This is a genomic window from Pseudomonas sp. Z1-12 (assembly GCF_051132015.1).
Lineage (GTDB): Bacteria > Pseudomonadota > Gammaproteobacteria > Pseudomonadales > Pseudomonadaceae > Aquipseudomonas > Aquipseudomonas zanjanensis.
Genome location: NZ_CP071647.1, coordinates 1,917,999 through 1,939,780 on the forward strand (window position 1 = coordinate 1,917,999; position 21,782 = coordinate 1,939,780).

Consider the following 21,782-nt stretch of genomic DNA (forward strand, 5'->3'; position numbering starts at 1 on the left):
CCCCCAGGTACGCACTGCTGAGCGAATAGCATAGTAAACACTGGGTTATTTTGCCTTGGCGATTTCCGTTTCCAAGGCCCGTTCCAGTTCGGTCATGGCGCGGTCGAGGGCATCGATACAGTCGCTGAGGCGTTCAGGTGCCTGTGCCTGATGACACGCCTGTTCCAGCGCCTCGCACCGCTGGATCAAAGAGGTCGCCTGGACGATGCGGGCGACGCCTTTGATCTTGTGCGCCGTTTCGGTCAGCGCTTGCCGGTTCGCTCCCCGGGCGACGTCGAGCAACTCCTGGCGATCCGCGCGGCTGCTGCTGAGTAACTCCGCCAGCAGGCGCCGGTTCGACGAAGGGTCGCCGCCGGTCAACGCCTGGAGGCTGTGGAGGGAGAAAACCGCTGGATGGCCGACCGGTTTGACGGTCTTGATCCACTGGCTCAGGGCGCTCAGGCTGATCGGTTTGAACAGACAATCATCCATTCCGGCGTCCAGGCAGCGTTGTTTTTCCTCCGGCTGGGCATTGGCGGTGAACCCCAGGACGGTGCAGGGCGCCTGTCGCTGTTCGGACTCCTCGCGACGAATCGACCGGGCCAGTTCGTAGCCGCTCATGATGGGCATGTTGCAATCGGCAATGACCAGATCGAAATCGCCTTTTTGCCAAACCTCGAGCCCGTGGGCGCCATCGTGGGCGACCTGGTAGTGATGGCCGAGGTATTCCAATTGCTGGGACATCAGCAGGCGGTTGGCCGGGTGATCGTCCACGATCAGGACGTTCAAGATGGCCTGTGCCGTTTCGATGACCGGTTCCAGTGGGGCGCTGAACGGCGCCGTTGACAGGACGGTGAGTTGCAGGCGGACCTGGACCTGGGTGCCGACGCCGGGTTGGCTGCTCATATGGAGGTTGCCGCCCATCATCTGGCACAGGTTGCGACTGATCACCAGCCCCAGTCCCGCGCCTTTGCGGGCCATCCGGCTGCTGTTATCGACCTGGGCAAAAGGCTCGAACAATCGATGCAGATCGGCCGGGCCGATGCCGATGCCGCTGTCGTTGACTTCCAGGTGCATGTCCAGGACGTCGTCCCGCTCGGTTGGCGATAGCCGGACCTTGACCACGACCTGGCCCTGCTCGGTAAATTTAAGGGCATTGCTGATCAGGTTCGACAGCACCTGCTTGAATCGCAAGGGGTCTATCGACACGTCAGGGTTTCCCACGGCGGCGTCGAACTGCAACGACAACACCAGGTTTTTTTGCCGGGCCACGCCCTCGAAGACCCGTATGACCGATTGCAGCAGGGCCCTTAGATTGACGCGTTCGGGGGCTAGGCTCAGATGGCCGGTTTCGATACGGGCGATGTCGAGGATATCGCCGATCAGCTCGAGCATGCCGGACGCCGACTCGTACGCGACTTCGATGGTCGAGCGGTCCAGGTGGCCCTTGTCGGCGTGTTTCAGGGCCAGCTCGAGCATGCCGATCACCGCGTTCATGGGGGTGCGGATTTCATGGCTCATGGTGGCGAGGAATGTGCTTTTGGCGCGGTTCGCGTCATCGGCCTGTTGCTTGGAGGCGCGCAATTGCTCGAACAACTGGCGACGTTCGCTGATGTCGATCCAGCCGCCAATGATGCCTTGCACTTCGGCGGCGGAGTTTCGGTAGGGGAGGATCCAGTGATAGATCGTCAGCTTCCGGTCGCCGATGTGCAGCGGGCGGTCGACGATCAGGGCGCTGCCTTCGGCCATGACGCGTTGGTAGTCCGCCTGGTACTCCTGCGCTTCGAAGGCGTTACTCATGGAGCCTGGCATCGAGTCCTTGCCGATGACGTCTTCACGCCTGGCGTTGAACACTTCCAGGTAACTGTCGTTGCAGCTTTGCAGGATACCGTTGCGATCCCTCACGTAGATGGGATGCGGGGTGCCGTTGAGCAGTGCGTGCATGAATTCCAGTTGATCGTTGAGCGCCAGTTCCGCCCGTTGACGTTGCCTGATCTGGCGCCGCATGTAGGCGTTCCAGGCCAGGGACAGCAGCAGCAACAGGCCAACCCCCGCGACGACCTGGAAGAACAGGCGGTTATAGGTTCGCCAGGTGTGTTCCGAGGGCGAGACGTAACCGCGCCAGCGGTTGTTGATGACGCCCAGTTCGTCAGGGTCGATGCTGGTCAGGGCCTTGTCGAGGATGGCGTTCAACTCGCTGGCGTGTCTGGCGGTGGCCAGCGCGAACAGGGCTTGCTGGGTGCCCACCGTGCTGCTGATTTGCAACCTGTCCCGCCAGGCGTGGGAGGAGATGAAGTAGTTGGCCATCACCTGCGAGTGCACGCTGCCGTCGACCTGGCCATGGGCGAGCATTTCCACGGCGCGCACGGAGCCGTCCGTTTCGATGATCCGGATATTCGGGTACTGGCTGCGTAGCCAGTCAATGACGGGGTTGCCTTTGGCGATCGCCAGGCTGGCTTGGCCGAACTGATCGAGTGTCGTGGGGGTGTCGGACTGTTTGCGGGTCAGCAGGACGAACGCGCTGTCAATGTAGGGGCGGCTGAATTTCAACTGGCGTTGCCGTTCACTGCTGGGCAACAGTGCGGCGATCATGTCGGCTTGATCGTTCAGGACGGCAGCGATCATCTCGCTGTCGTTCTGGCGCCGCTGGATGTCCAGGCGCAAGCCGGTGCGCAACCGGATCAGTTCAAGCAGGTCGGCACTGATGCCGCGAAAATCGCCGTCCGAATCGAAGAAGGTGAAGGGGGCGGAGGTTTCGTTCACCACCACCCGGACCACCGGATGCCTGTCCAGCCAACGTTGCTCGCGGTCGGTCAGTTGTACCCGGTGATCGGTGAGGTATAGGTCGCTGCCCGCACTCCAGCGTTTGGAAATAGCCGCCTGCTCGGCAATGGGGACCTGGTTCAGTATGGTGTTGATGATTTCCAGCAAGCGGGTATCGCCACGGCGTACGGCGAAACCGAATCCGTAGGTTTCATGCTTGCCGAAGCTGGCCATGCGGATATTGCTCAGGTAGCCCTTGCTGATCATGTAGTGGGTGGACAGGGTATCGCCGAGAAATACATCGGCCTGGCCAAAGGCGACGGCATTGATGGCGTTCTGGTAGGACGGGTAGGTGGTGATGATCGCCTTGGGGTAGAGTTTTTCGATTTCCCGCAGCGGCAGGTAGTGATAGACCATGCTCAGCCGCAACCCCTTGAGGTCTTCATTCAGGGATCGGCTTTCATTCGTTCGGGTGACGAGCACGGGTTGATCTACCGCGTATGGCGTCGATAGCACAATGTCGGGGTCGCGGGCTTCGAAACCGTTGGCGGTGCCAAGCATATCGATGTGCCCGTTCTTGAGAGCCGCCATGGCGGCCTCACGGGAAGCGAAGCGCAGGACGCTGATGGGCCGGCCGGTGGCCTTGGCGACGATATTGGCATAGTCGGCGGTCAGGCCTTCGTAGTCGCGTCCACTGGCGGAGAGATCGAAGGGCGGGTAATCCGGTGCGGAGGTTCCCAGGACCAGTTCCTGTCGGTCTTTTAGCCAGGCGCGGTGATCGTCATCGAGCTTGATCTCGGCCTGAGCCGTGGACGACCGACCCAGCAGCGTGTACTGCCCGGGCATATCTGGCGTCGCCGCGAGCGCTCCTGCGTACAACGCTACGCTGATCAGCAAGAGACATTCGGTTATGCGTCTGAGCATGCTGTTTCTCACACCAGCGCGTTGCGCTTCGCCATTTCAATCAGCTCGACCAGGGACTTGACCTTGAGTTTCTGCATCAGGCGTTTTTTATAAGTGCTGACGGTTTTATTGCTGAGAAACATCCCCTTGGCTATTTCCTTGTTGGTACGGCCCTGGGCGAAAAGTTGCAGCACCATCAGTTCCCGATCGTTGACGCTTTTGAAAAGGTCCAGCTCTACACTGCGTGGATCATCCGGGCGTACCGGGTTCAGCGCCTGGCTGGGAAAATAGTTGTAGCCGGACAATACCGCTTTGATCGCACTGACGAGTTCGCTGAGGTCTTCCTGCTTACAAACGTAACCAGAGGCACCGGATTGCATGCATCGGATCCCGAAGAGCGTCGGCGATTGTGCCGTGAGCACCAACGTCTTGAGCGGCGTGGTCATGGCGTTGAAGCGTGACAGGATTTCCAGCCCGTCGAGTTTGGGGATGCTGATGTCCAGGATAACCAGGTCTGGCATGCACTCGCGCACCATTTGCATCGCGTCGACGCCGTTGTCAGTTTCTCCTACGACCTTATAACCCTCATGTTCCAGGAGCATGCGAACGGCGAGGCGAATGACCGGATGATCGTCGACAATGAAAACGGAGTTCATGAATAAATACCCTGCGAACTTGAATAAAGCGCGCACCTTAGCCCACTTACAGCCAGGGCCGTACGAAGAGACAGGCATGCAACTTCAATTTCAGAAGTTTCCTACAAAAAAAGAGGCAAGATATTACGACGTAAACGGTTTTTTAGTAGGTGGATGACAATAAAGAGGGGGGAGGTGTTGGCAATGTGTGAAGGAATATTTCTTTGATTGTGTTGTTTGCGCAAACAAAGGAAGCGTTTAAATCAAGGTTTGTGTAAGCCATACATTTATTTATCCAGTTCAAACTTCCTGTGGGGCAGCGCTACAAAATTCACATTCACCGCCATTCCCCGTGGGAGCGAGCTTGCTCGCGATGACGTGGCACATCCTGTATTGATGAGCACAGATCTACCGCCATCGCGAGCAAGCTCGCTCCCACAGGTTTTGTGCCAGGTGCCGCACACCGTCGACTCCGCGTCTTTTATTGACGCGTACGGCCGGTCATCTCCTGGGCCATCTCGCTGGCGTAGCTGTCAGTCATGCCGGCGATGAAATCGATCATGCGCAAGAACGCACCGTGCAAAGGGCCGTTGGGATCCGGCGCATTGTTTCCCAGCAGGTCGAGGATGCGGCGATTCTTGAACGAAGGCGTGCGCCCGCCGTGCTGTTCGAGGGCGGCGCCGCAAAAGCCGTTGAGCAGGATTTCCAACGTGGTGTAGGCACCGATTTCATGCAGGGTCTTGCGCTTGTCCTGGAAGATTTTCCGCCGTGCCATGTCCTTGGCATTCAACACGCAACGTTTCGCCGGGCCGTGCATATGTTCCACCAGGTCCCCCGGCAGCGTGCCGGCCAGCAACGCTTCCTGCTGCTCGACAAACGCCCGGGCGGCGGCGTTGGTCAGGTGTTCGATGGCCTTGCCTCGCAGGATCGCCAGCTTGCGCCGCCGAGAGTCCTGGGGCCCGAGCTGCCGGTAGGTGTCCGGAAGATCGTCGCCCACCAGGTCCAGGAGCAGCGATTCCACCTGGGGGTATTCCAGAAGATCCATCTCCACGCCGTCTTCCAGGTCGATCAGCGCGTAGCAGATGTCATCGGCGGCCTCCATCAGATACACCAAGGGATGCCGTGCCCAGCGTTGATCCTCGATCTGTGGCAAACCGAGCTTGTGGGCAATCTGTTCCAACAGTGGCAGTTCGCTCTGGTAGCAACCGAACTTATGCTTCTTGTAGCCCAGGGAGTCGGCGTGACGGGCGGTCCAGGGGTATTTCAGGTAGGTGCCGAGGGTGGCATAGGTCAGCCGGGTTCCGCCGTCGAACTGATGGTATTCAAGCTGGGTAAGGACGCGGAAGCCCTGGGCGTTGCCTTCGAAGTTGAGGAAATCGTTGCGCTCGGCTTCGCTCATGGCATCGAGCCAGCCACGCCCGGCGGCCTGCTGGAACCAATAGCGAATGGCGTCCTCGCCGGAATGACCGAACGGCGGGTTGCCAATGTCGTGGGCCAGGCAAGCCGATTGCACCACCATGCCCAGGTCGCTGGGCTCGCACCAGTCGGGCAGGGCGTTGCGGATGGTTTCGCCCACACGCATGCCCAGGGAGCGCCCGACGCAACTGACTTCCAGGGAATGGGTCAGGCGCGTATGGATGTGGTCATTGCTGGATACCGGATGCACTTGCGTCTTGCGCCCGAGGCGGCGGAAGGCCCCGGAAAAGATGATGCGGTCGTGGTCCTTGTGGAAGGGACTACGGCCCAGCTCTTGGGGGCTGTGCAGCGGTTTTCCGAGACGTTCGCGAGTCAGCAGGGTATGCCAATCCAAGGCCGGTTGCTCCGTTCGATGAGGTCGATGCCCTAGCTTCCCGGTTCGTGGGGCGGCCTGCAAGGCCTATAAGCCTGCACAGGCTGGATACATACCCTTTGTGGCGAGGGAGCTTGCTCCCGCTGGACTGCGAAGCAGGCCAAATCTTGTGAGTGCTCCCTCGCCACAGGTGTAGGTATTCAGGGTTTACGCAGGGTCTTGGCCAGCTTGATCAGCGGCAGCAATGTGGTTGCCAGGCGGATCAAGCCTGTCACGCCACCGCCACCACCACGGCGGGTCCGTTTGCCGGTGAGAAAGCCCAGCAGGGACACCGCCGCCACGCCCCACAGTGGCGCATGCTTGATGCCGAAGCCTTCGTGCCAGCTTTGCGTCAAGCCACGCACCCGATGCAACGGCTGCAACAACTGACGCGTCTCTTGCCGGATTTCCTGGCGATGCATTTCCATGCGCAGGCGCACCAGTGCCTTGCGCATTTCCTGTCGTGTCCGGGCTTGGGGGATATCAGGCAGGCTCATGGCAGCAGGCGCTCCCGGTCATTGGCCAGTTCTTCGAGGGTGGCGTTGAAAGGGGAGGACTCGTCATAGATCGCTGCCTTGAGCCGCAGACCGCAAAACAGGGCCGCCAGCAGGTAAAACAGACACAGGCCGATAATGCCCGACAGACGATAGGTGTCCCACACCAGGATCAGCACCAGCGCCGAAAGCCCGACCAACAGCAGCAAGCCGAATACCAGCGCAAGGCCGGCGAACAGCAGGAGGCTGACGGTGCGTGCCTTCTGTTCCTGCAGTTCCATGCCGAACAATTCGACGTGGCTGTGCAGCAAGCCGAGAAACGCCGCGCCCAGGCGGCGCGCTGTAGGTTGTGTGCCCGCTTCGGACGAGCCGGATTCGTCGATACCCATGATCAGCGCCGTGTTGCCAACAGACCGATCAGAAAACCAACGCCCGCGGCGATGCCCACCGATTGCCAAGGGTTGGCCTGTACATATTCCTCGGTGGCGACGACCGCAGCCTGGCCGCGTTCGCGCATGGAGTCTTCGGTCAGCTTGAGTGTTTCGCGGGCGCGCAGGAGGGTTTCGTGGATCTGGCTGCGTAGTGCATCGGCTTGATCGCCTGCCAGCGTCGCGGTGTGATCGAGCAAGCGCTCCGTGTCGCTGACCAGCGTCTGGAAGTCTTCCATCAGGATTTCTTGAGCAGTCTTTGCCTGGGTTCTGGCCATCGGGTGAATCTCCGTAAGTGACGTCTGAAGCGTTCGAGTATGAGCCTTGCCGGAAGGTTCAGTGCAAGTGGCTGGTACAACTTTTGCTCAGGCTTGCGCCATGTACTGGTGCATCAGCCCGTGCCAGTGCGCTGAAGCTGGGCGCAAGCCCGCAAAACCTTAACCCAAATAATTAAAACCCGCGAAGCGGGGCTTCGTTTTGCCCATTCTGGCGCACCAAAGCGGTTCACCGGCCTGCATTCGGTCATTGTCCCGTTTCAACTTGGTGCGTTTGTGAGGTGAGCGAACCGGCTTGGTGCTTTTTTCAACTTTTTCAGGTCTGCCAACACCATGGAAAATATGCAAAGTGCCGTGGACAGTCTGGTCCACAGCTCCAACACGCTGTTCATCCTGCTCGGCGCGGTCATGGTCCTGGCCATGCATGCCGGCTTCGCGTTCCTTGAAGTGGGAACGGTCCGGCAAAAGAACCAGGTCAATGCGCTGTCGAAAATCCTCAGCGATTTTGCGGTCTCGACCCTGGCCTATTTCTTTGTCGGCTATTGGATTTCCTACGGCGTGACCTTCCTGCAACCGGCAGCGGTGCTCAGTGCCGATCATGGCTATAGCCTGGTGAAGTTCTTCTTCCTGCTGACCTTTGCTGCGGCGATCCCGGCCATCATTTCCGGCGGTATTGCCGAGCGCGCGCGGTTCACCCCGCAGTTGTGCGCCACGGTGCTGATCGTGGCGTTTGTCTATCCGTTTTTCGAAGGTTTGGTCTGGAACGGCAATTTCGGCCTGCAGGCCTGGCTGCAAGCCCGGTTCGGTGCCAGTTTCCATGACTTCGCCGGTTCCGTGGTGGTGCATGCCATGGGTGGCTGGCTCGCGCTGGCCGCCGTGCTCCTGCTCGGCCCGCGTAATGGCCGCTACCGGGACGGTCGCCTGGTGGCGTTCGCGCCTTCGAGCATTCCATTCCTGGCCCTGGGCTCGTGGATCCTGATTGTCGGCTGGTTCGGCTTCAACGTGATGAGTGCCCAGACCTTGCCAGGGGTAAGCGGGCTGGTCGCGATCAATTCGTTGATGGCGATGGTGGGGGGGACCGTGGCGGCATTGATTGTCGGGCGCAATGACCCAGGTTTCCTGCACAACGGCCCGCTGGCCGGGCTCGTGGCCGTCTGCGCCGGTTCCGACCTGATGCACCCGGTGGGTGCGCTGGCCACCGGTGCCATTGCCGGTGCCTTGTTTGTCTGGTGCTTCACGGCTGCCCAGGGCAAATGGAAGATCGACGATGTACTCGGCGTCTGGCCGCTGCACGGGCTGTGCGGTGTCTGGGGCGGCATTGCCTGTGGCGTCTTTGGCCAGCGTGCCTTGGGCGGCCTGGGTGGGGTCAGCCTGATCAGCCAGTTGATCGGCACGGCGCTGGGTGTGGTCATCGCCCTGGCCGGTGGGTTCGCGGTCTATGGCGCCATCAAGGTTGTGCTGGGGCTGCGCCTGACCCAGGAAGAAGAGTATTACGGCGCCGACCTGTCGATTCACAAGATCGGCGCGGTTAGCCAGGACTGATCGCTGCATGAGTGGTCGCTTAAGGCTCCTTGTCCTGGTTGCCAGGGTAAAAACCGTGGAGCAGGCGGTAGCGGTCGTGGCGGACCTGATCCACGTGATGCCGGACCTGCTGTTCAGGCAGGCCGAGCATGATCAAGGCGTGGGACGCCAGCATCAGGCTCGACTCCAACAGCTCGGGGACCACTTCGCTGGCCCCGGCCGCCTGCAACTCGGCCAGTTGGCTGTCGTCACGGGTGCGCACCAGAATCGGTACCTGTTGGTTGATCCGCCGGGCCGCCTGGAGCACGGTGATGGCGATGTCGGTCTTGTCCACCGCGATCACCAGCAGCTGGGCGCGGTTCAAGCCAACGGCGGCGAGCAGGTCCCCTCGTCGCGAATCGCCATAATGCACGCAGTTCTCCCCGACGGTGGCCTCCTGGATGATCACCGGGTCGTCATCCAGGGCGACGAACGCCTGGCCTTCGCGACGCAGGAAGCGTCCGATGGACTGGCCGACGCGTCCGTAGCCGCAAATCACCACATGATTCGACAAGCCGGCATTGAGTGCGCTGATCTGGTCCAGTTGTGCCTCTTCGTTGGGTTTGCGATGCAGGCGTGCGGCGATGCGTGGCGCCGCGCGCAGCAGTAACGGGGTCAGCAGCATCGAGCAGAACGTCGCAGCCAGCAGCAGGCCGCTGATGTCGGCGGGCATGAGTCGGTTCTGCTGCATCAGCGCCATCAAGGCAAAACAGAATTCGCCGCCCTGGGCCAGGGCCAGGCCGCTGCGCCAGGCGGTTTCACCGTCGCTGCCGCGCCATTTCACCAGGACGGCGACCACGCAGCCCTTGATGAGCATCAAGCCGAGGGTCAATCCCAGGATCAACAGGCCGTCATCGAGAAACAGCTGCAGGTCGATCAGCATGCCGATGCTGACGAAAAACAGCCCCAGCAGGATGTCACGGAACGGGCGTATATCGGCCTCGATCTGATGCCGGTAATGGCTTTCCCCTAGCAGCATGCCCGCCAGGAAGGCACCCAGGGCCGGCGATAATCCGAGCAGGTGGGTCAGCCATGCCGTCAGCAGCACAATCACCAGGGCCAGCAGCACGAACAGTTCCGCGGACCGGGACGCCGCCACTTCATGGAACAGCCGTGGCAGCAGCAATCGGCTGGCCAGCAGCAGGCCGCCGAACAGCACCAGGGTCTTGCCCAGGGTCAGGGGCAGCGCCCAATACCACGGGTGCTCGCTGCTGCCGGCGAAGACCGGCACCAGGGTCAACAGCAGCACCGCGACAACGTCCTGGAATAACAACACACCGATGGCGTTCTGGCCGTGGCTGCTGAAGATCTCGCCCAGGCTGGTCAACTCCTTGCTGACAATGGCGGTGGAGGACAAGGCCAGCCCGGCCCCGAGCAGCAACGCGGCGATCGCTGGCGCGCCGCACACAGCCAGCAATCCCGCCAGCAGCGCCCCCGAGCACAGCACCTGCAGACTGCCCAGGCCGAACACGACCCGGCGCAGTTCGAGCATTTTCGACAGGGAAAATTCCAGGCCCAACGAGAACAGCAGGAATACCACCCCAAGCTCGGCCAGGTCTGGCAATTCTTCGCTGTCGTTGACCCAGTCCAGCGCGGTAGGGCCGACCGCCAGCCCGACGCAGAGATAACCCAGCACCGGTGGCAGGCGCAGCCGCCTGAACAGGGCGATGACCACCAGGGACGAGGCGAGGATGATCAGCAGGTTGGCAAACAAGGGGAACTCCGTTTCAAGGCACAACGCACAGCGTAGAAGGGAAAACGCGACAAGCGTCGCTGGAAAAGCATTTGCGTTCAGTGATTTGCATCAGCGTTTTACCGAAACACCCTGAAGCGAGCCAGCGACTCGACGGTTTTCCGAGGCGAGCCTAGAATGACCGTCTATCTTTTTTGGGTCTACCCGCCATGCCTCCTGAATGCCAATTGTTCGGTACCCTGGGATGCCATCTTTGCGAATTCGCCGAAGCTGAACTGATGCCTTTGGTTGAACATGGATTGTTGGTGGAATTGGTGGACATTGCAGAACGTGAAGACTGGGTGGAGGACTATGGGCTGCGGATTCCCGTGCTGCGCAGGCTGGATACCGGTGCCGAGCTGGACTGGCCCTTCGATACCGACCAGATCGTGGCATTCCTCCGTTGAACGGCTCGTTCGTCAGTTCCTGACACTGTGATTGGCGAAAGTGGCGTGCTTCGGTTACTGTATGTGCATACAGCTACTTGGAGTGCTCCCCCTTGGTCAATGTCGAACAACTGAAAAGCAGCGTAAACAGGATGTCCGCGGACGTTGTGCGTGAGGCGGTCCTGGAGTTGCGCCTGGATGGCTTGGTGACCGAAGGCAAGACACCCTTCAATAAACTGCATTTCAATACCTGCTTCGCCGAAATCGAAGCGTTGTTCCAGCGTGCCGGCTATCACAAGCAGCTGGATGTGGTGGGTTACCAGGGCTTGCTGTACGCGCTCTACGATCCGGGTCGCTGGGAGGCGGTGGACGTACTGCGCTGGTTGAAAGAGTTCACCGAAGCGGCGGCAAAACCGACGTCGGCCACGGCGTAAAGCAATCATCGCTGGGCTGGCTGGGGCGACTGTCGGATAATGCCGGCATGCCAAATATCCAAGAGTTTTTAATGTCCGGTTCATCGTTTTCCGCCGCTCATCATCAGGCCAGTACGTTGTACCTGCCGCCCGGTTCCTGGTCGACGGTGCTGGAATGTCTATGCGAGCATTTCAGCGCCATCAGTCGTGAACAGTGGCTGGACCGGATCGCCCGGGGCCGGGTATTGGACGGGGAGGGCAAGGTGATTCCTGTCGACTTGCCGTACCGCGAAGGCTTGCGCATCCACTACTTCCGGGAAGTACCCGACGAGAAACCGATCCCGGTGGTGGAGTCGATCCTGTACGCCGACGAGCACCTGGTGGTGGCAGACAAACCGCATTTCCTGCCGGTCACTCCGGCGGGCGAGTATGTCGAGCAAACCTTGTTGCGACGGTTGATCCGGCGGCTGGACAATCCGCATCTGGTGCCCCTGCACCGCATCGATCGGCATACGGCCGGGCTGGTGTTGTTTTCGGCCAACCCGCAAACCCGTTCGGCGTATCAGTCATTGTTCCCGACACGGCGAATCGAGAAACGCTACCAAGCCATCGCCCGTGCGTTGCCTGGGTTGAATTTTCCTCTGGTGCATAAAAGCCGGATGATTGATGGCGAACCGTTCTTCCGGATGCAGGAAGGGCAGGGTGAGCCCAATACCGAAACGGCCATTGAGGTGTTGGAAAGGAATGGTGAGTTGTGGCGTTATGGCTTGTATCCGGTTACGGGTAAGAAGCATCAATTGCGGGTTCACATGAATGCCCTTGGGGCGGGGATCTGCAATGATCCGTTTTATCCGGATGTGCTTCGGGATGTTGAGGATGATTATGCCAATCCTTTGAAGTTGCTGGCTCAGGGGTTGCGTTTTGTTGATCCGGTGAGTGGTTGGGAGCGGGTGTTCGAGAGTGGTATTTCGTTGCAGTGGTAGTTGGTTTAGAACCCGCTATTACTGTGTGAGGTTTTGATTTTTTCGTTAGGAGAGCAAGAGCAGGGCACATGCTGGTATCTATGTGGCCGAGCCACCGCTATCGCGAGCAAGCTCGCTCCCACATTGGATTTTCAGCAGACCCAAAGCCCATGTGCACCGCCAAACCTGTGGGAGCGAGCTTGCTCGCGAAGAGGCCGGCCCATCCAACATCACCGCAAACTGACACACCGCTTTCTCGAGCAAGCCCGCTCCCACAGGGGAAACTTGGCCTCACCAAGAACCAGGTCGGCTATCCAAAAAACCAAAACCAAGCCCAAAAAAAACCGGCGCTTCCCTCTTCAGGAAGCGCCGGTTTTTAGCAACATCGGGCAGCAGCGTTACAGATTACAAATCCTTAACGGTACGAACCTGATCCTTGTTCACGCGAGTCTGCTTGCCATCCAGTTGTTCGAATTCGTAGAAGCCGCTTTCTTCATCGTAATGTGGGGTGTCGACGGCCTGGATTTCGCGACCGTCATTCAAGGTGATCACTGTTGGCGAAGCGCACCCGGCAAGGGTGGCGAGGCCCAGAGCGAGCATGAACGTGGCGAGGGTCCGTTGTGTCATGGTGTTTCTCCGAAATGGATTCTTCAAGTTACTGACCTTCAGACGTATACATTGCGCGCAAGTTCCTGGCTAGTGTCAATCTGACACGCCTTTATGTCGAGCCAGTAGTTCCGGGGTGTTCAGATTGGCCAGTCGCGGATCATCGGCAGGGCATTGCAAGGCAACGGCGTGCAGCGCGCGCATGATGCGGCCGGGGCTGCGTTCGCCTTCGCTCCAGGCCTGTTCGAAGCGTGTTGCCAGGGTCAACGGGATGACGCACAGCAGCGGTTCCCAATGCTCGCCGTGGCGCACCATCAACGGTTGGTCGGGGTGCCGGCTGGCCGTCCTGCGCATATTGTCGAGCAGGCTTGCGTCGATTTGCGGCACGTCGCATGGCAGGACCAAGAGGTAGGGGTATCTCGCGGCCTTGAGACCTGCGCGGATGCCCGCCAATGGCCCGGGAAAATCACCTTCCTCATCGTGCACCAACTGATCGGCATACGGCGCATAACGTTGCGCATTGCGGTTGCAGGAAATGATCAGGTCATCGCTCATGGCGCGGGTCTGGCGATGGAGGTGGGCAATCAGCGGTTCGCCTTGCCATTGCACCAGCCCTTTGTCCTGGCCGCCCATGCGTTGTCCGCGCCCGCCCGCCAGGAGCAGAATGGAGCAGGATGGCAGTGGCGTTTCCGAGGTCATGGCGTGTCTCCGCACGGGCGAAAAAATGAAGCGCTGTGATATAACACCGGGCTGTTTCCTTCACAACTGGACGAGCCTATGAAAGCCAAGGCTGATGTACCTTTCGTGCCGCTCAATATCGCGGTGCTGACAGTCAGCGACACCCGTACCCTGGAAACCGATACGTCCGGGCAGGTCTTCGTCGATCGGCTCACGGAGGCGGGTCACAACCTGGCGGCACGGGTCCTGCTCAAAGATGATTTGTACAAGATCCGTGCACAAGTCGCGACCTGGATTGCCGAGGACGTGGTGCAAGTCGTGCTGATCACCGGCGGCACCGGTTTCACGGGGCGTGACAGTACGCCGGAAGCCGTCACGTGCTTGCTGGACAAGCAGGTCGATGGCTTTGGCGAGTTGTTCCGGCAGATATCCGTGGCCGACATCGGTACTTCCACTGTGCAGTCCCGCGCGCTGGCCGGCCTGGCCAATGGCACGCTGGTATGTTGCCTGCCAGGGTCGACCAACGCGGTGCGTACCGGATGGGATGGGATCCTGGCCGAACAATTGGATGTGCGGCATCGGCCATGTAACTTTGTGGCTCATTTGAAACAGGCAGCCCCTTGTGAATCCCGTGGGTAAAGCGGGCAAGGCCGGCGCCTTGATGGCCGTTGAGGTGGCGTTGGAACGGCTGCTCGAGATGGCGGCGAGCACACCGATTGTGCAGCGCGAGCGTTTGCCTTTGGCCGAGGCATCAGGGCGAGTGCTGGCCGAGGACCTGGTATCGACCCTTGACTTGCCGCCATGGCCCAACAGCGCCATGGACGGTTATGCCTTGCGACTGGCGGACTGGAACGGCGAGCCGTTGGTGGTCAGCCAGCGGATTTTTGCCGGGCAGGCGCCGGAGCCGCTGGCCGCTGGCACGTGCGCGCGGATCTTCACGGGGGCACCAGTCCCTGCTGGCGCTGATTGCGTCGAGATGCAGGAAAACGCCGTGGTTGAAAGCGACCAGCGGGTGCGGTTTACCGAGCCCATGGTCAATGGACAGAACATTCGTCCTCAAGGACAGGAGGCAACCGTTGGCGAGCAGGTCCTCTCTGCCGGCACTCGCCTGGGGCCGATCGAGCTGGGCTTGGCGGCATCCTTGGGCTGTGCATCGCTGGACGTGGTGCGCAAGGTCCGCGTCGCCGTTCTGTCCACGGGTGATGAGCTGGTCGAGCCCGGCCAGGCACTGGGGCCTGGTCAGATCTATAACAGTAACCGCGTGCTGCTGTGTGGTTGGCTACAACGCCTGGGTTGTGAGGTGCTTGATGCCGGTATCCTGCCCGACGATTTACCGGCCACCCGCGAGCGCCTGGCGCAGTTGTCGGATGTCGATCTGATCCTGTCCACCGGTGGTGTCTCGGTGGGGGAAGCGGACTTCCTCGGCATCGCCTTGCGTGAGGACGGTGAGCTGGCATTGTGGAAGCTCGCCATCAAGCCAGGTAAGCCGCTGACGTTCGGGCATTACCGTGGCGTGCCGGTCATAGGTCTGCCTGGAAATCCCGCGTCGACCCTCGTGACGTTCGCACAGCTGGCAAGGCCTTACCTGTTGAGACGCCAAGGCGTTCAGTCGGTGACGCCGCTCAAGTTCAAGGTGCCGGCCGGTTTCGCCTGGCTGAAGGCGGGCAGTCGCCGAGAATACCTGCGAGGCCGCATGGAGAATGGTCGAGCGGTCATCTACCGGAATCAGAACTCGGGGGTCCTGCGCAGCGCGGCCTGGGCCGAAGGATTGGTCGAAGTGCTCGAAGGACAGACGCTGGTGGAGGGTGACGAAGTGGGCTTCATCCCCTTGAGCGAAGTCCTGGGCTAGCATGCCTACCAGGTGTTCTCCGGCCCGAGTGGGACGCTCGGGCCGTTGCGCGCCTCACCTTATCGCGTGAGCAGCATCACCAGCTGATCGAATCGGTTGTTGGCGACCCAGCCCAGCAGGCCGAGCACCACCGCCGCGGCGCCAGCCGAATAGGCCAGCCTGTGGCGGATCACCTTGACGTCGGTGCGAATTTCATCCATGTCTTTGCGGATGTATTTGAGGTGGGTTTCCAGTTCAACGACGCGCGGTTCCAAATCAATTCCTCCAACGGGATTACTGCAACTTTTGCATTCGTTTCGAGTATCGGCCCGCCCGCTTCCAGAGGACGCGAGCTGCCGGGGAGACAGCTTGTATTCACGGTTATGCATGGGACGGTCCATCCCCTTGGCCATAACTGTTCGAGCGAGTGATCCGGCCCTTGCGGGCCGTAACGTATCCATCCATGGGAGCATGCTTCCTTGTGTGATGAGGTTTAAGCGATCCAGCAAAACATGAACCCAAGGTGTCTCAATACCGCTAGAGGGTCAATTGAGCTGATTCGCCAGATCTTGTAAGAAAACTCTTCGAATCAGGGCATGTGATCGGACGAGCCGTCCTGCGCTTTTAAAATAATGAGGTGCACTGGGCTTTTTCGCTTGAATGAGCGGTCCCATGCCTGAACCTTCCAATGACGGAGACCACGATGAGCAAAGGCAAGGCGCTGTTGATTTTGCATGGCAAGCAAGCGCTCAACGAAGAGGTTCGCTCGGCCGTGATGCTCAAGCGCGAGCAGGGCTGGGACCTGGCGGTACGGTTGACCTGGGAAGCCGGTGATGCCCAGCGCTGGGTCGATGAGGCGCTGGCTGCCGGGTATACGCGACTGATCGCTGGCGGCGGTGATGGGACCTTGCGTGATATCGCCGAAGCGATCGCTCACAAGTCCAGCGATGCCAGCCTGGTCCTGTTGCCGCTGGGCACGGCCAACGATTTCGCCCGGGCGGCCGGTGTGCCGTTGGAACCTGCGCAAGCCATGGATTTATTGGACGTTGTGCCGCGGGCCGTTGACGTGGGCGAAGTCGGCGGGCGGATTTTCCTGAACATGGCCACCGGTGGTTTCGGCAGCCAGGTGACGGCGAACACCTCCGAGGACCTCAAGAAGGTCCTGGGCGGCGCTGCCTATCTGTTCACGGGCCTGTCGCGATTCAGTGAGCTGAGTGCCGCCTATGGTGAGCTGCAGGGGCCCGATTTCCACTGGCAGGGCGATTTGCTCGCGCTGGGCATCGGTAACGGCCGGCAGGCGGGGGGAGGCCATGTGCTGTGCCCGGAGGCGTTGGCGGATGATGGATTGCTGGACATCAGCATCCTGCCGGCGCCCCAGGAAGTGGTCAGTACCTTGAAGGACTTGCTCGCGGGCGGCCTGGGCATCGACAACATGTTTGTCCGCGCGCGCTTGCCCTGGGTGGAGATCAAGGTCGCGCAAGGCCTGGACATCAATCTCGATGGCGAGCCGTTGCAGGTCGATACCCTGCGCTTCACTGTCCGCCCAAAGGCGTTGCGGCTGCACCTGCCGTCCGATTCGCCGCTGTTGGGCGGCGCGACGGCGCTCAATCGTCCAGGCTGATGATTTGCTCGCGCACCGCGAACAGCACAAGGCCGGCCACGTCATGGATCTGTAGGCGCTTCATGATTTGCGCCCGGTGGGTTTCCACGGTCTTGATGCTCAGGTTCAGGCCGTTGGCGATTTCCCGGGTGGACTTGCCGCGCACGATCAGCCGCAGGATCTCCAACTGGCGTGCGGTCAGGTTATGGGTCTGGGCTGGGTCCGGCTGATGTTTCTGGACACGGGTCAGCGCCTGGTTGATCACGGTATGGGCGATGGCCGGGCTCAGGTAGCGTTCGTTGTTGCGCAGCGCCTCCAGGGCGTGTTTCAGCTCCGTGGCGGTGGTGTCCTTGAGCAGATAGCCATGGGCTCCGTATTCCAGCGCCTGCATGATCAGCGCCGGATCCGTGTGCATCGACAGGATGAGCACCTTGCTGTGGGGGCGCATTCGCTTGAGCTGCTGCAAGGCGTCCAGGCCACTGGTGTCCTTCATGGAAATGTCCAGCAGCACGATGTCGGGGTTCAGTCGCTCCACCAACTCCGCCAAATGCGTGCCGTCATTGGCTTCGCCGATCACGGCATAACCTGGGATATCCATGACCAGGGCTCGTACGCCGGCCCTGATCAGGGAGTGGTCATCTACCAGAAGCAAATTACAAATCAAAGGAGAACCTTATTCTTACTGGCTCGTTCCAGGGCACGCGGCGCCCAGGGAAAGCGTGCTTCGATGTGCGTGCCTTTGCCGGCCTCGCTGATGACCTTGAGGGTGCCGCCTAATTGTTCGACCCGCTCCGACATGCCGGCCATGCCCCGTTGACCTTCGCGAGCGGGGTGGCTGGCGGGCGCAAAACCCAGGCCATCGTCGCTGATCAGCAGGGTCAGGCCGTCGGGCAAGCGTTGCAGGCGTACCAGCAGATTTGTCGCCCGGGCATGGCGCAAGATATTGGTGACCGCTTCCTGGGTGATCCTGAACACCGCCACCGACATCTCCTCCGGGATGCCCGTCATGCGCTGCTGGCAATCGAGGCTCCACTTCACCGGGACGTTGGCCAGGGTCTTGAGCAGATGCGCCCGCAGACTGGCTTCAAGTCCGAGACTGGTCAGTTCCCGCGGATTGAGGATCGCCGATACATCACGGACCTTGTGGAGGGTTTCGTCCAGGGTCTCGCACAGGAGTGCGCACTGGTCTTGCAATTCTTCCGGCATCCGCCGCTTGAGCCATTCGCCTTGCAGTTTCGCTGCGGTCAGCAACTGGCCAATGTCGTCATGCAATTCACGGCTGAGCCGATGGCGCTCATTCTCCTGGACCTCCAGCAGCCGGTCGGCCAGCTCCTGGGGCTGGAACTTGATGGACTTGCGCGACAATCGATGGTGGATCCAGACACAGCTCAAGGCCGCGACGTTCAGGGCCAGCAGGCCCAGCGGCACCGTGTGGGCGTACAGGTAGGCCAGCAGGCAGCCGAGGGTCGAGCAGATGCACAGTAGTAATGTGAAGCGACGGGCGTTATCTCGGGAAGGAGGCCAGGTGATAAATGACTTGAGGCTGGCGTGCATAGCGGATGGAGCCAATGAATGTTCGCTGCGGGCAGGCCGGTCAGCGCATCTGACAAGCCGGGTCGGGTAAACGTTTCAGGTCGAAGGCAGCTTCGGTCGGCGGCTTTTACGGCGCTGTCTTGAAGTGGCTGACGCAGGAGATAGTACCACTTCGCCTATCGCGGGTCGCGCTCGGCATGGTGCCGTGAACGGGCTAAAGCGCAGGCTAATTGCCATCAGATCAGGCTTGTTTCTGGGGGTAGGACACCAACGCCAACGGGCGTGACGCGGCCAATGCCTGGCCGGGACTTTGGCCTACCTGGAAAGCGAATGCCTCGATCAAGGAGGTCTGCTCGCTGCTGTCCAGACCCAACTGGCCGGTGGTGTGATCGACCAGCTCCAATTGCCAGGCCATCAGGGTGAAGCAATCCTTCAAGGCTTCCAAGGCCTGGTCATGTAATTCCATGTTTTGCGCGTGGCTGAGCAAACCATGGATGTGCATGGAAAACTCCGAAACGGCTTCCAGCGCCAGGGCATTGGCTTTGTTCGACAGCTTCAGCAAGGTGCTGAGCATGCAATCGATGGCGTCCTTGTCGTTGTTGATCAATTGCAGATGGCTCAGGCATTCCTCCGACTTGGCCAGCAGCGTCTCGGCCTCGATCAGAAATTCGGGAAGACGTTGATTCCAGTTTCTACGATCGTTCGGCATGCTTATCTCCACAACATCATGTCAGGCGAAAGGAAACCGCGTATGGCGAACGGCTGGATCTCAAGGACGACCGCGGACGGACGCGCGGCGACACGCCCGCGCCGTTGCGCGATGGCGAGTTCGCAAACGATTGCACGGATGGGATCGGCCGAAAGGCAGCAGGTCCGATGTCCTGTGGTCGCGCACAAAAGCCTGACTCCGTTCAGCAATGAGAATGGCGTCACATTAATGGCTATTGGAAAGCGGGAATATCAGGTTGGACCTGATTGTACCTAGGGGAATCCCTTAGGCAGGGGAACTTAGTGCGCAAACCGGGGTCGCGCAGCGGGAAAAGCGGGGGATGAAATCGTGAAGCCAGTAAAACATGATGTTAATGTGATATCAATTCCCCGCGCTGTATTTTATCTGGGGTCAAGATTCGGCTCGTGCCGCCGATAGCTGTTTTATTGGATTCATCCGAACAAGCCCAGGAGTCATCGATGGCCGGCATTCTCGACACAGTAGATCAACGAACCCAACTGGTGGGTGAGAATCGCCTGGAAATTCTCATGTTTCGCCTGGCGGGTCGACAGCTTTTCGCCATTAACGTGTTCAAGGTCCAGGAAGTCCTGCAACTGCCGAAGCTGACGTTGATGCCGCAACGTCACCCGTTCGTGTGCGGTGTGGTCAATCTGCGTGGCCAGACGCTGCCGGTGATCGACCTGTCCCAGGCCATTGGCATGCGCCCGTTGGTGCCGGGCGCCAACAGCACCATTATCGTGACCGAATACAACCGTTCGGTGCAGGCATTCCTGGTGGGCGGCGTCGACCGCATCGTCAACATGAACTGGGAAGCCATCCTGCCGCCGCCGACCAGTGCCGGCCGCGAGCACTACCTGACGGCCATCAGCAAGGTGGACGATCAGTTGGTGGAAATCATCGACGTGGAAAAAGTCCTGGCCGAAATCGTGCCGTACAACGCCAAGGTCTCCCGGGACAAACTCGAAGACCCGGTGCTGGAGCGCGCCCGTGGCCGCGAAGTGTTGCTGGTGGACGACTCCAATGTGGCGCTCTCGCAACTGCGCGACACCTTGGGTCAACTGGGCGTGAAAATGCACATTGCCAGCGACGGCCTGAAGGCGCTGAACATGCTCAAGGCCTGGGCCGATACCGGCGAGGTCATGACCGATAAATTGCTGATGATCTTCACCGACGCGGAAATGCCGGAAATGGACGGCTACCGCCTGACCACCGAAATCCGTAACGACCCGCGTTTGCGCAAGCTCTATGTCGTACTGCACACCTCGCTGTCGGGCAGCTTCAACGACTCGATGGTCAAGAAGGTCGGCTGCGACAACTTTCTTTCCAAATTCCAGCCGGACAAGCTGGTCGATGTCGTGCGCCAGCGGTTGATGCTCGACTGAAACCGATGGTGGTTTGCTTCAATGGCCGGCTCGTATAAGGTGGCATTTTTTTGCCCCCGGGGAAGTTGAGCATGTTGCGGCTGAGCGCGCTGTATCGGTATCCGTTGAAGTCCGGCAAGGGCCAGCCCCTGTCGGAAATCGGCCTGGACAAGCTCGGGCTGGACGGCGATCGGCGCTGGATGCTGGTGGACGAGGGCACGGGGCGATTCCTGACCCAGCGCGCCGTGGCGAAGATGAGCCAGCTTTCGGCCTTGTGGAACGAGGCGGGGGGGCTGACGCTCAGTGCGCCTGGCCATGGTGCCATCGACGTGTCGTTGCCACCTACCCAGGAAGAGCAGCGGCGCGGTGTGATCATCTGGCGTGACACCTTGCGTGTGCCGGATGCCGGTGACGAGGCCGCGGCCTGGGTCAGTGAATTCATCGGCAACCCTACGCGGCTGGTGCATGTGCCGGTGGAGCTGGCGCGCACCACCGCAGCCGGTTATGGCAAGGACGACGACAAGGTCGCCTTTGCCGATGGTTTCCCCTTGCTGCTGATTGGCCAGGCCTCGTTGCAGGACCTGTCGAGTCGGGTCGGTCGTTCGCTGGACATGTTGCGCTTTCGTCCCAACCTGGTGGTCGAGGGCAGCGAAGCGTTTGCCGAGGACGGGTGGAAGCGCATTCGTATCGGCGAGGTGGAGTTCCGGCTGGTCAAGCCTTGCTCGCGGTGCATCATGACCACGGTCGATCCGCAAACCGGCGAGCGCGATCCGAATCGCGAACCCTTTGCCACGCTGCAGCAATACCGTTCGACACCGGACGGCGCGATGTTCGGCCAGAACCTGGTCAACGACAGCAACGGTCGGCTTGAAGTCGGCATGCCGGTTGAGGTGCTTGAGTAAAAAGCACCGTGAATAAAAATGCCTGTGTCATTGGACACGGGCATTTTTGTTTATCACGCAACCGCTTTAGCTTTTGTGGCGAGGGAGCTTGCTCCCGCTGGGCTGCGAAGCGGCCCCCGCATTTCAGTCATCACATCGTAGGGGACGCTGGCGCGTCCAGCGGGAGCAAGCTCCCTCGCCACAGGG

Annotated in this window: 22 protein-coding genes; 9 read left to right on the forward strand and 13 right to left on the reverse strand. The window is 60.3% G+C overall.

The genetic code is table 11. From position 1 onward, the window contains the following. Positions 1 to 45: 45 nt before the first annotated feature. The 6 genes from J3P85_RS08600 to J3P85_RS08625 all read right to left on the reverse strand — a co-directional run bounded on the left by J3P85_RS08600 (position 46) and on the right by J3P85_RS08625 (position 7,308). On the reverse strand, positions 46 to 3,666 hold the full coding sequence (locus tag J3P85_RS08600) for a transporter substrate-binding domain-containing protein (RefSeq protein ID WP_434705480.1): 3,621 nt from the start codon (positions 3,664 to 3,666) through the stop codon (positions 46 to 48). Between the two features lie 8 nt (positions 3,667 to 3,674). Next, complete coding sequence (locus J3P85_RS08605) at positions 3,675 to 4,301, reverse strand: response regulator transcription factor (protein ID WP_186705339.1); 627 nt, start codon at positions 4,299 to 4,301, stop codon at positions 3,675 to 3,677. A gap of 460 nt (positions 4,302 to 4,761) precedes the next feature. Beyond that, on the reverse strand, positions 4,762 to 6,090 hold the full coding sequence (locus J3P85_RS08610) for a deoxyguanosinetriphosphate triphosphohydrolase (protein WP_186705338.1): 1,329 nt from the start codon (positions 6,088 to 6,090) through the stop codon (positions 4,762 to 4,764). A gap of 179 nt (positions 6,091 to 6,269) precedes the next feature. Beyond that, positions 6,270 to 6,605 (reverse strand): hypothetical protein, encoded by a 336-nt coding sequence (locus J3P85_RS08615; protein ID WP_053120523.1) that lies wholly within the window; start codon positions 6,603 to 6,605, stop codon positions 6,270 to 6,272. Next, a complete protein-coding gene (locus J3P85_RS08620; protein WP_060738527.1) occupies positions 6,602 to 6,991 on the reverse strand; it encodes a phage holin family protein in 390 nt (129 codons plus the stop codon). Before J3P85_RS08620 ends, J3P85_RS08615 begins: the two co-directional genes overlap by 4 nt. Before the next feature lie 2 nt (positions 6,992 to 6,993). Continuing rightward, positions 6,994 to 7,308, reverse strand: a complete 315-nt coding sequence (locus tag J3P85_RS08625; RefSeq protein WP_092166820.1) for a DUF883 family protein — start codon at positions 7,306 to 7,308, stop codon at positions 6,994 to 6,996. 330 nt (positions 7,309 to 7,638) lie between these two features. Here J3P85_RS08625 and J3P85_RS08630 point away from each other — a divergent pair, with 330 nt between their 5' ends. Then, positions 7,639 to 8,847, forward strand: coding sequence for an ammonium transporter (locus J3P85_RS08630; protein WP_434705481.1), 1,209 nt, complete (start codon positions 7,639 to 7,641; stop codon positions 8,845 to 8,847). Positions 8,848 to 8,866: 19 nt separating this feature from the next. Here J3P85_RS08630 and J3P85_RS08635 read toward each other — a convergent pair whose 3' ends face one another. After that, on the reverse strand, positions 8,867 to 10,579 hold the full coding sequence (locus J3P85_RS08635; RefSeq protein WP_434705482.1) for a cation:proton antiporter: 1,713 nt from the start codon (positions 10,577 to 10,579) through the stop codon (positions 8,867 to 8,869). 188 nt (positions 10,580 to 10,767) lie between these two features. Here J3P85_RS08635 and J3P85_RS08640 point away from each other — a divergent pair, with 188 nt between their 5' ends. The 3 genes from J3P85_RS08640 to J3P85_RS08650 all read left to right on the forward strand — a co-directional run bounded on the left by J3P85_RS08640 (position 10,768) and on the right by J3P85_RS08650 (position 12,379). Continuing rightward, positions 10,768 to 11,004 carry a glutaredoxin family protein gene (locus J3P85_RS08640; RefSeq protein ID WP_434705483.1) on the forward strand — a complete coding sequence of 79 codons (237 nt, stop codon included), beginning with the start codon at positions 10,768 to 10,770 and terminating at the stop codon, positions 11,002 to 11,004. Positions 11,005 to 11,096: 92 nt separating this feature from the next. Beyond that, on the forward strand, positions 11,097 to 11,417 hold the full coding sequence (locus J3P85_RS08645; RefSeq protein ID WP_207964516.1) for a transcriptional regulator: 321 nt from the start codon (positions 11,097 to 11,099) through the stop codon (positions 11,415 to 11,417). Between the two features lie 71 nt (positions 11,418 to 11,488). After that, positions 11,489 to 12,379 (forward strand): pseudouridine synthase, encoded by an 891-nt coding sequence (locus J3P85_RS08650; RefSeq protein ID WP_434705484.1) that lies wholly within the window; start codon positions 11,489 to 11,491, stop codon positions 12,377 to 12,379. Between the two features lie 384 nt (positions 12,380 to 12,763). Here the strand turns inward: J3P85_RS08650 and J3P85_RS08655 are convergent, their stop codons facing one another. Together J3P85_RS08655 and mobA are read right to left on the reverse strand one after the other, a co-directional pair. Further along, positions 12,764 to 12,985: a YgdI/YgdR family lipoprotein gene (locus J3P85_RS08655; RefSeq protein ID WP_003199454.1), complete on the reverse strand. Its 222-nt coding sequence runs from the start codon at positions 12,983 to 12,985 to the stop codon at positions 12,764 to 12,766. A 75-nt stretch (positions 12,986 to 13,060) separates the two neighbouring features. Further along, a complete protein-coding gene (gene mobA, locus J3P85_RS08660; RefSeq protein ID WP_434705485.1) occupies positions 13,061 to 13,663 on the reverse strand; it encodes a molybdenum cofactor guanylyltransferase MobA in 603 nt (200 codons plus the stop codon). A gap of 78 nt (positions 13,664 to 13,741) precedes the next feature. On the opposite strand from mobA, the gene moaB reads away from it, so the two are divergent. Next, complete coding sequence (gene moaB / locus J3P85_RS08665; RefSeq protein ID WP_250962343.1) at positions 13,742 to 14,281, forward strand: molybdenum cofactor biosynthesis protein B; 540 nt, start codon at positions 13,742 to 13,744, stop codon at positions 14,279 to 14,281. A gap of 22 nt (positions 14,282 to 14,303) precedes the next feature. Continuing rightward, on the forward strand, positions 14,304 to 15,491 hold the full coding sequence (locus J3P85_RS08670; RefSeq protein WP_434706340.1) for a molybdopterin molybdotransferase MoeA: 1,188 nt from the start codon (positions 14,304 to 14,306) through the stop codon (positions 15,489 to 15,491). Positions 15,492 to 15,550: 59 nt separating this feature from the next. Here the strand turns inward: J3P85_RS08670 and J3P85_RS08675 are convergent, their stop codons facing one another. After that, positions 15,551 to 15,859, reverse strand: coding sequence for a hypothetical protein (locus tag J3P85_RS08675; protein WP_434705486.1), 309 nt, complete (start codon positions 15,857 to 15,859; stop codon positions 15,551 to 15,553). 314 nt (positions 15,860 to 16,173) lie between these two features. Here J3P85_RS08675 and yegS point away from each other — a divergent pair, with 314 nt between their 5' ends. After that, positions 16,174 to 17,091, forward strand: coding sequence for a lipid kinase YegS (gene yegS / locus J3P85_RS08680; RefSeq protein WP_434705487.1), 918 nt, complete (start codon positions 16,174 to 16,176; stop codon positions 17,089 to 17,091). Here yegS and J3P85_RS08685 read toward each other — a convergent pair. The 3 genes from J3P85_RS08685 to J3P85_RS08695 form a co-directional block, all read right to left on the reverse strand. Then, positions 17,075 to 17,734: a response regulator gene (locus tag J3P85_RS08685; protein WP_434705488.1), complete on the reverse strand. Its 660-nt coding sequence runs from the start codon at positions 17,732 to 17,734 to the stop codon at positions 17,075 to 17,077. The two genes, yegS and J3P85_RS08685, sit on opposite strands and share 17 nt — an antisense overlap. Further along, a complete protein-coding gene (locus J3P85_RS08690; RefSeq protein ID WP_434706341.1) occupies positions 17,731 to 18,624 on the reverse strand; it encodes a sensor histidine kinase in 894 nt (297 codons plus the stop codon). Before J3P85_RS08690 ends, J3P85_RS08685 begins: the two co-directional genes overlap by 4 nt. A gap of 220 nt (positions 18,625 to 18,844) precedes the next feature. Beyond that, complete coding sequence (locus tag J3P85_RS08695) at positions 18,845 to 19,312, reverse strand: hypothetical protein (protein WP_250962339.1); 468 nt, start codon at positions 19,310 to 19,312, stop codon at positions 18,845 to 18,847. 479 nt (positions 19,313 to 19,791) lie between these two features. Between J3P85_RS08695 and J3P85_RS08700 the strand changes: the two genes are divergently transcribed. Next, on the forward strand, positions 19,792 to 20,715 hold the full coding sequence (locus tag J3P85_RS08700) for a chemotaxis protein CheV (protein WP_434705489.1): 924 nt from the start codon (positions 19,792 to 19,794) through the stop codon (positions 20,713 to 20,715). Between the two features lie 71 nt (positions 20,716 to 20,786). Next, positions 20,787 to 21,596 (forward strand): MOSC domain-containing protein, encoded by an 810-nt coding sequence (locus J3P85_RS08705; protein WP_434705490.1) that lies wholly within the window; start codon positions 20,787 to 20,789, stop codon positions 21,594 to 21,596. The last annotated feature ends 186 nt before the right edge of the window (positions 21,597 to 21,782 follow it).

What these genes read in the sequence shown, in the direction of transcription:
- J3P85_RS08600 (WP_434705480.1), bottom strand. Translation starts at nt 3,666, where the DNA reads ATGCTCAGACGCATAACCGAATGTCTCTTGCTGATCAGCGTAGCGTTG.
- J3P85_RS08605 (WP_186705339.1), bottom strand. Translation starts at nt 4,301, where the DNA reads ATGAACTCCGTTTTCATTGTCGACGATCATCCGGTCATTCGCCTCGCC.
- J3P85_RS08615 (WP_053120523.1), bottom strand. Translation starts at nt 6,605, where the DNA reads ATGAGCCTGCCTGATATCCCCCAAGCCCGGACACGACAGGAAATGCGC.
- J3P85_RS08620 (WP_060738527.1), bottom strand. Translation starts at nt 6,991, where the DNA reads ATGGGTATCGACGAATCCGGCTCGTCCGAAGCGGGCACACAACCTACA.
- J3P85_RS08625 (WP_092166820.1), bottom strand. Translation starts at nt 7,308, where the DNA reads ATGGCCAGAACCCAGGCAAAGACTGCTCAAGAAATCCTGATGGAAGAC.
- J3P85_RS08630 (WP_434705481.1), top strand. Translation starts at nt 7,639, where the DNA reads ATGGAAAATATGCAAAGTGCCGTGGACAGTCTGGTCCACAGCTCCAAC.
- J3P85_RS08640 (WP_434705483.1), top strand. Translation starts at nt 10,768, where the DNA reads ATGCCTCCTGAATGCCAATTGTTCGGTACCCTGGGATGCCATCTTTGC.
- J3P85_RS08650 (WP_434705484.1), top strand. Translation starts at nt 11,489, where the DNA reads ATGTCCGGTTCATCGTTTTCCGCCGCTCATCATCAGGCCAGTACGTTG.
- J3P85_RS08655 (WP_003199454.1), bottom strand. Translation starts at nt 12,985, where the DNA reads ATGACACAACGGACCCTCGCCACGTTCATGCTCGCTCTGGGCCTCGCC.
- mobA (WP_434705485.1), bottom strand. Translation starts at nt 13,663, where the DNA reads ATGACCTCGGAAACGCCACTGCCATCCTGCTCCATTCTGCTCCTGGCG.
- moaB (WP_250962343.1), top strand. Translation starts at nt 13,742, where the DNA reads ATGAAAGCCAAGGCTGATGTACCTTTCGTGCCGCTCAATATCGCGGTG.
- J3P85_RS08670 (WP_434706340.1), top strand. Translation starts at nt 14,304, where the DNA reads ATGGCCGTTGAGGTGGCGTTGGAACGGCTGCTCGAGATGGCGGCGAGC.
- J3P85_RS08675 (WP_434705486.1), bottom strand. Translation starts at nt 15,859, where the DNA reads ATGCATAACCGTGAATACAAGCTGTCTCCCCGGCAGCTCGCGTCCTCT.
- yegS (WP_434705487.1), top strand. Translation starts at nt 16,174, where the DNA reads ATGAGCAAAGGCAAGGCGCTGTTGATTTTGCATGGCAAGCAAGCGCTC.
- J3P85_RS08690 (WP_434706341.1), bottom strand. Translation starts at nt 18,624, where the DNA reads ATGCACGCCAGCCTCAAGTCATTTATCACCTGGCCTCCTTCCCGAGAT.
- J3P85_RS08695 (WP_250962339.1), bottom strand. Translation starts at nt 19,312, where the DNA reads ATGCCGAACGATCGTAGAAACTGGAATCAACGTCTTCCCGAATTTCTG.
- J3P85_RS08700 (WP_434705489.1), top strand. Translation starts at nt 19,792, where the DNA reads ATGGCCGGCATTCTCGACACAGTAGATCAACGAACCCAACTGGTGGGT.
- J3P85_RS08705 (WP_434705490.1), top strand. Translation starts at nt 20,787, where the DNA reads ATGTTGCGGCTGAGCGCGCTGTATCGGTATCCGTTGAAGTCCGGCAAG.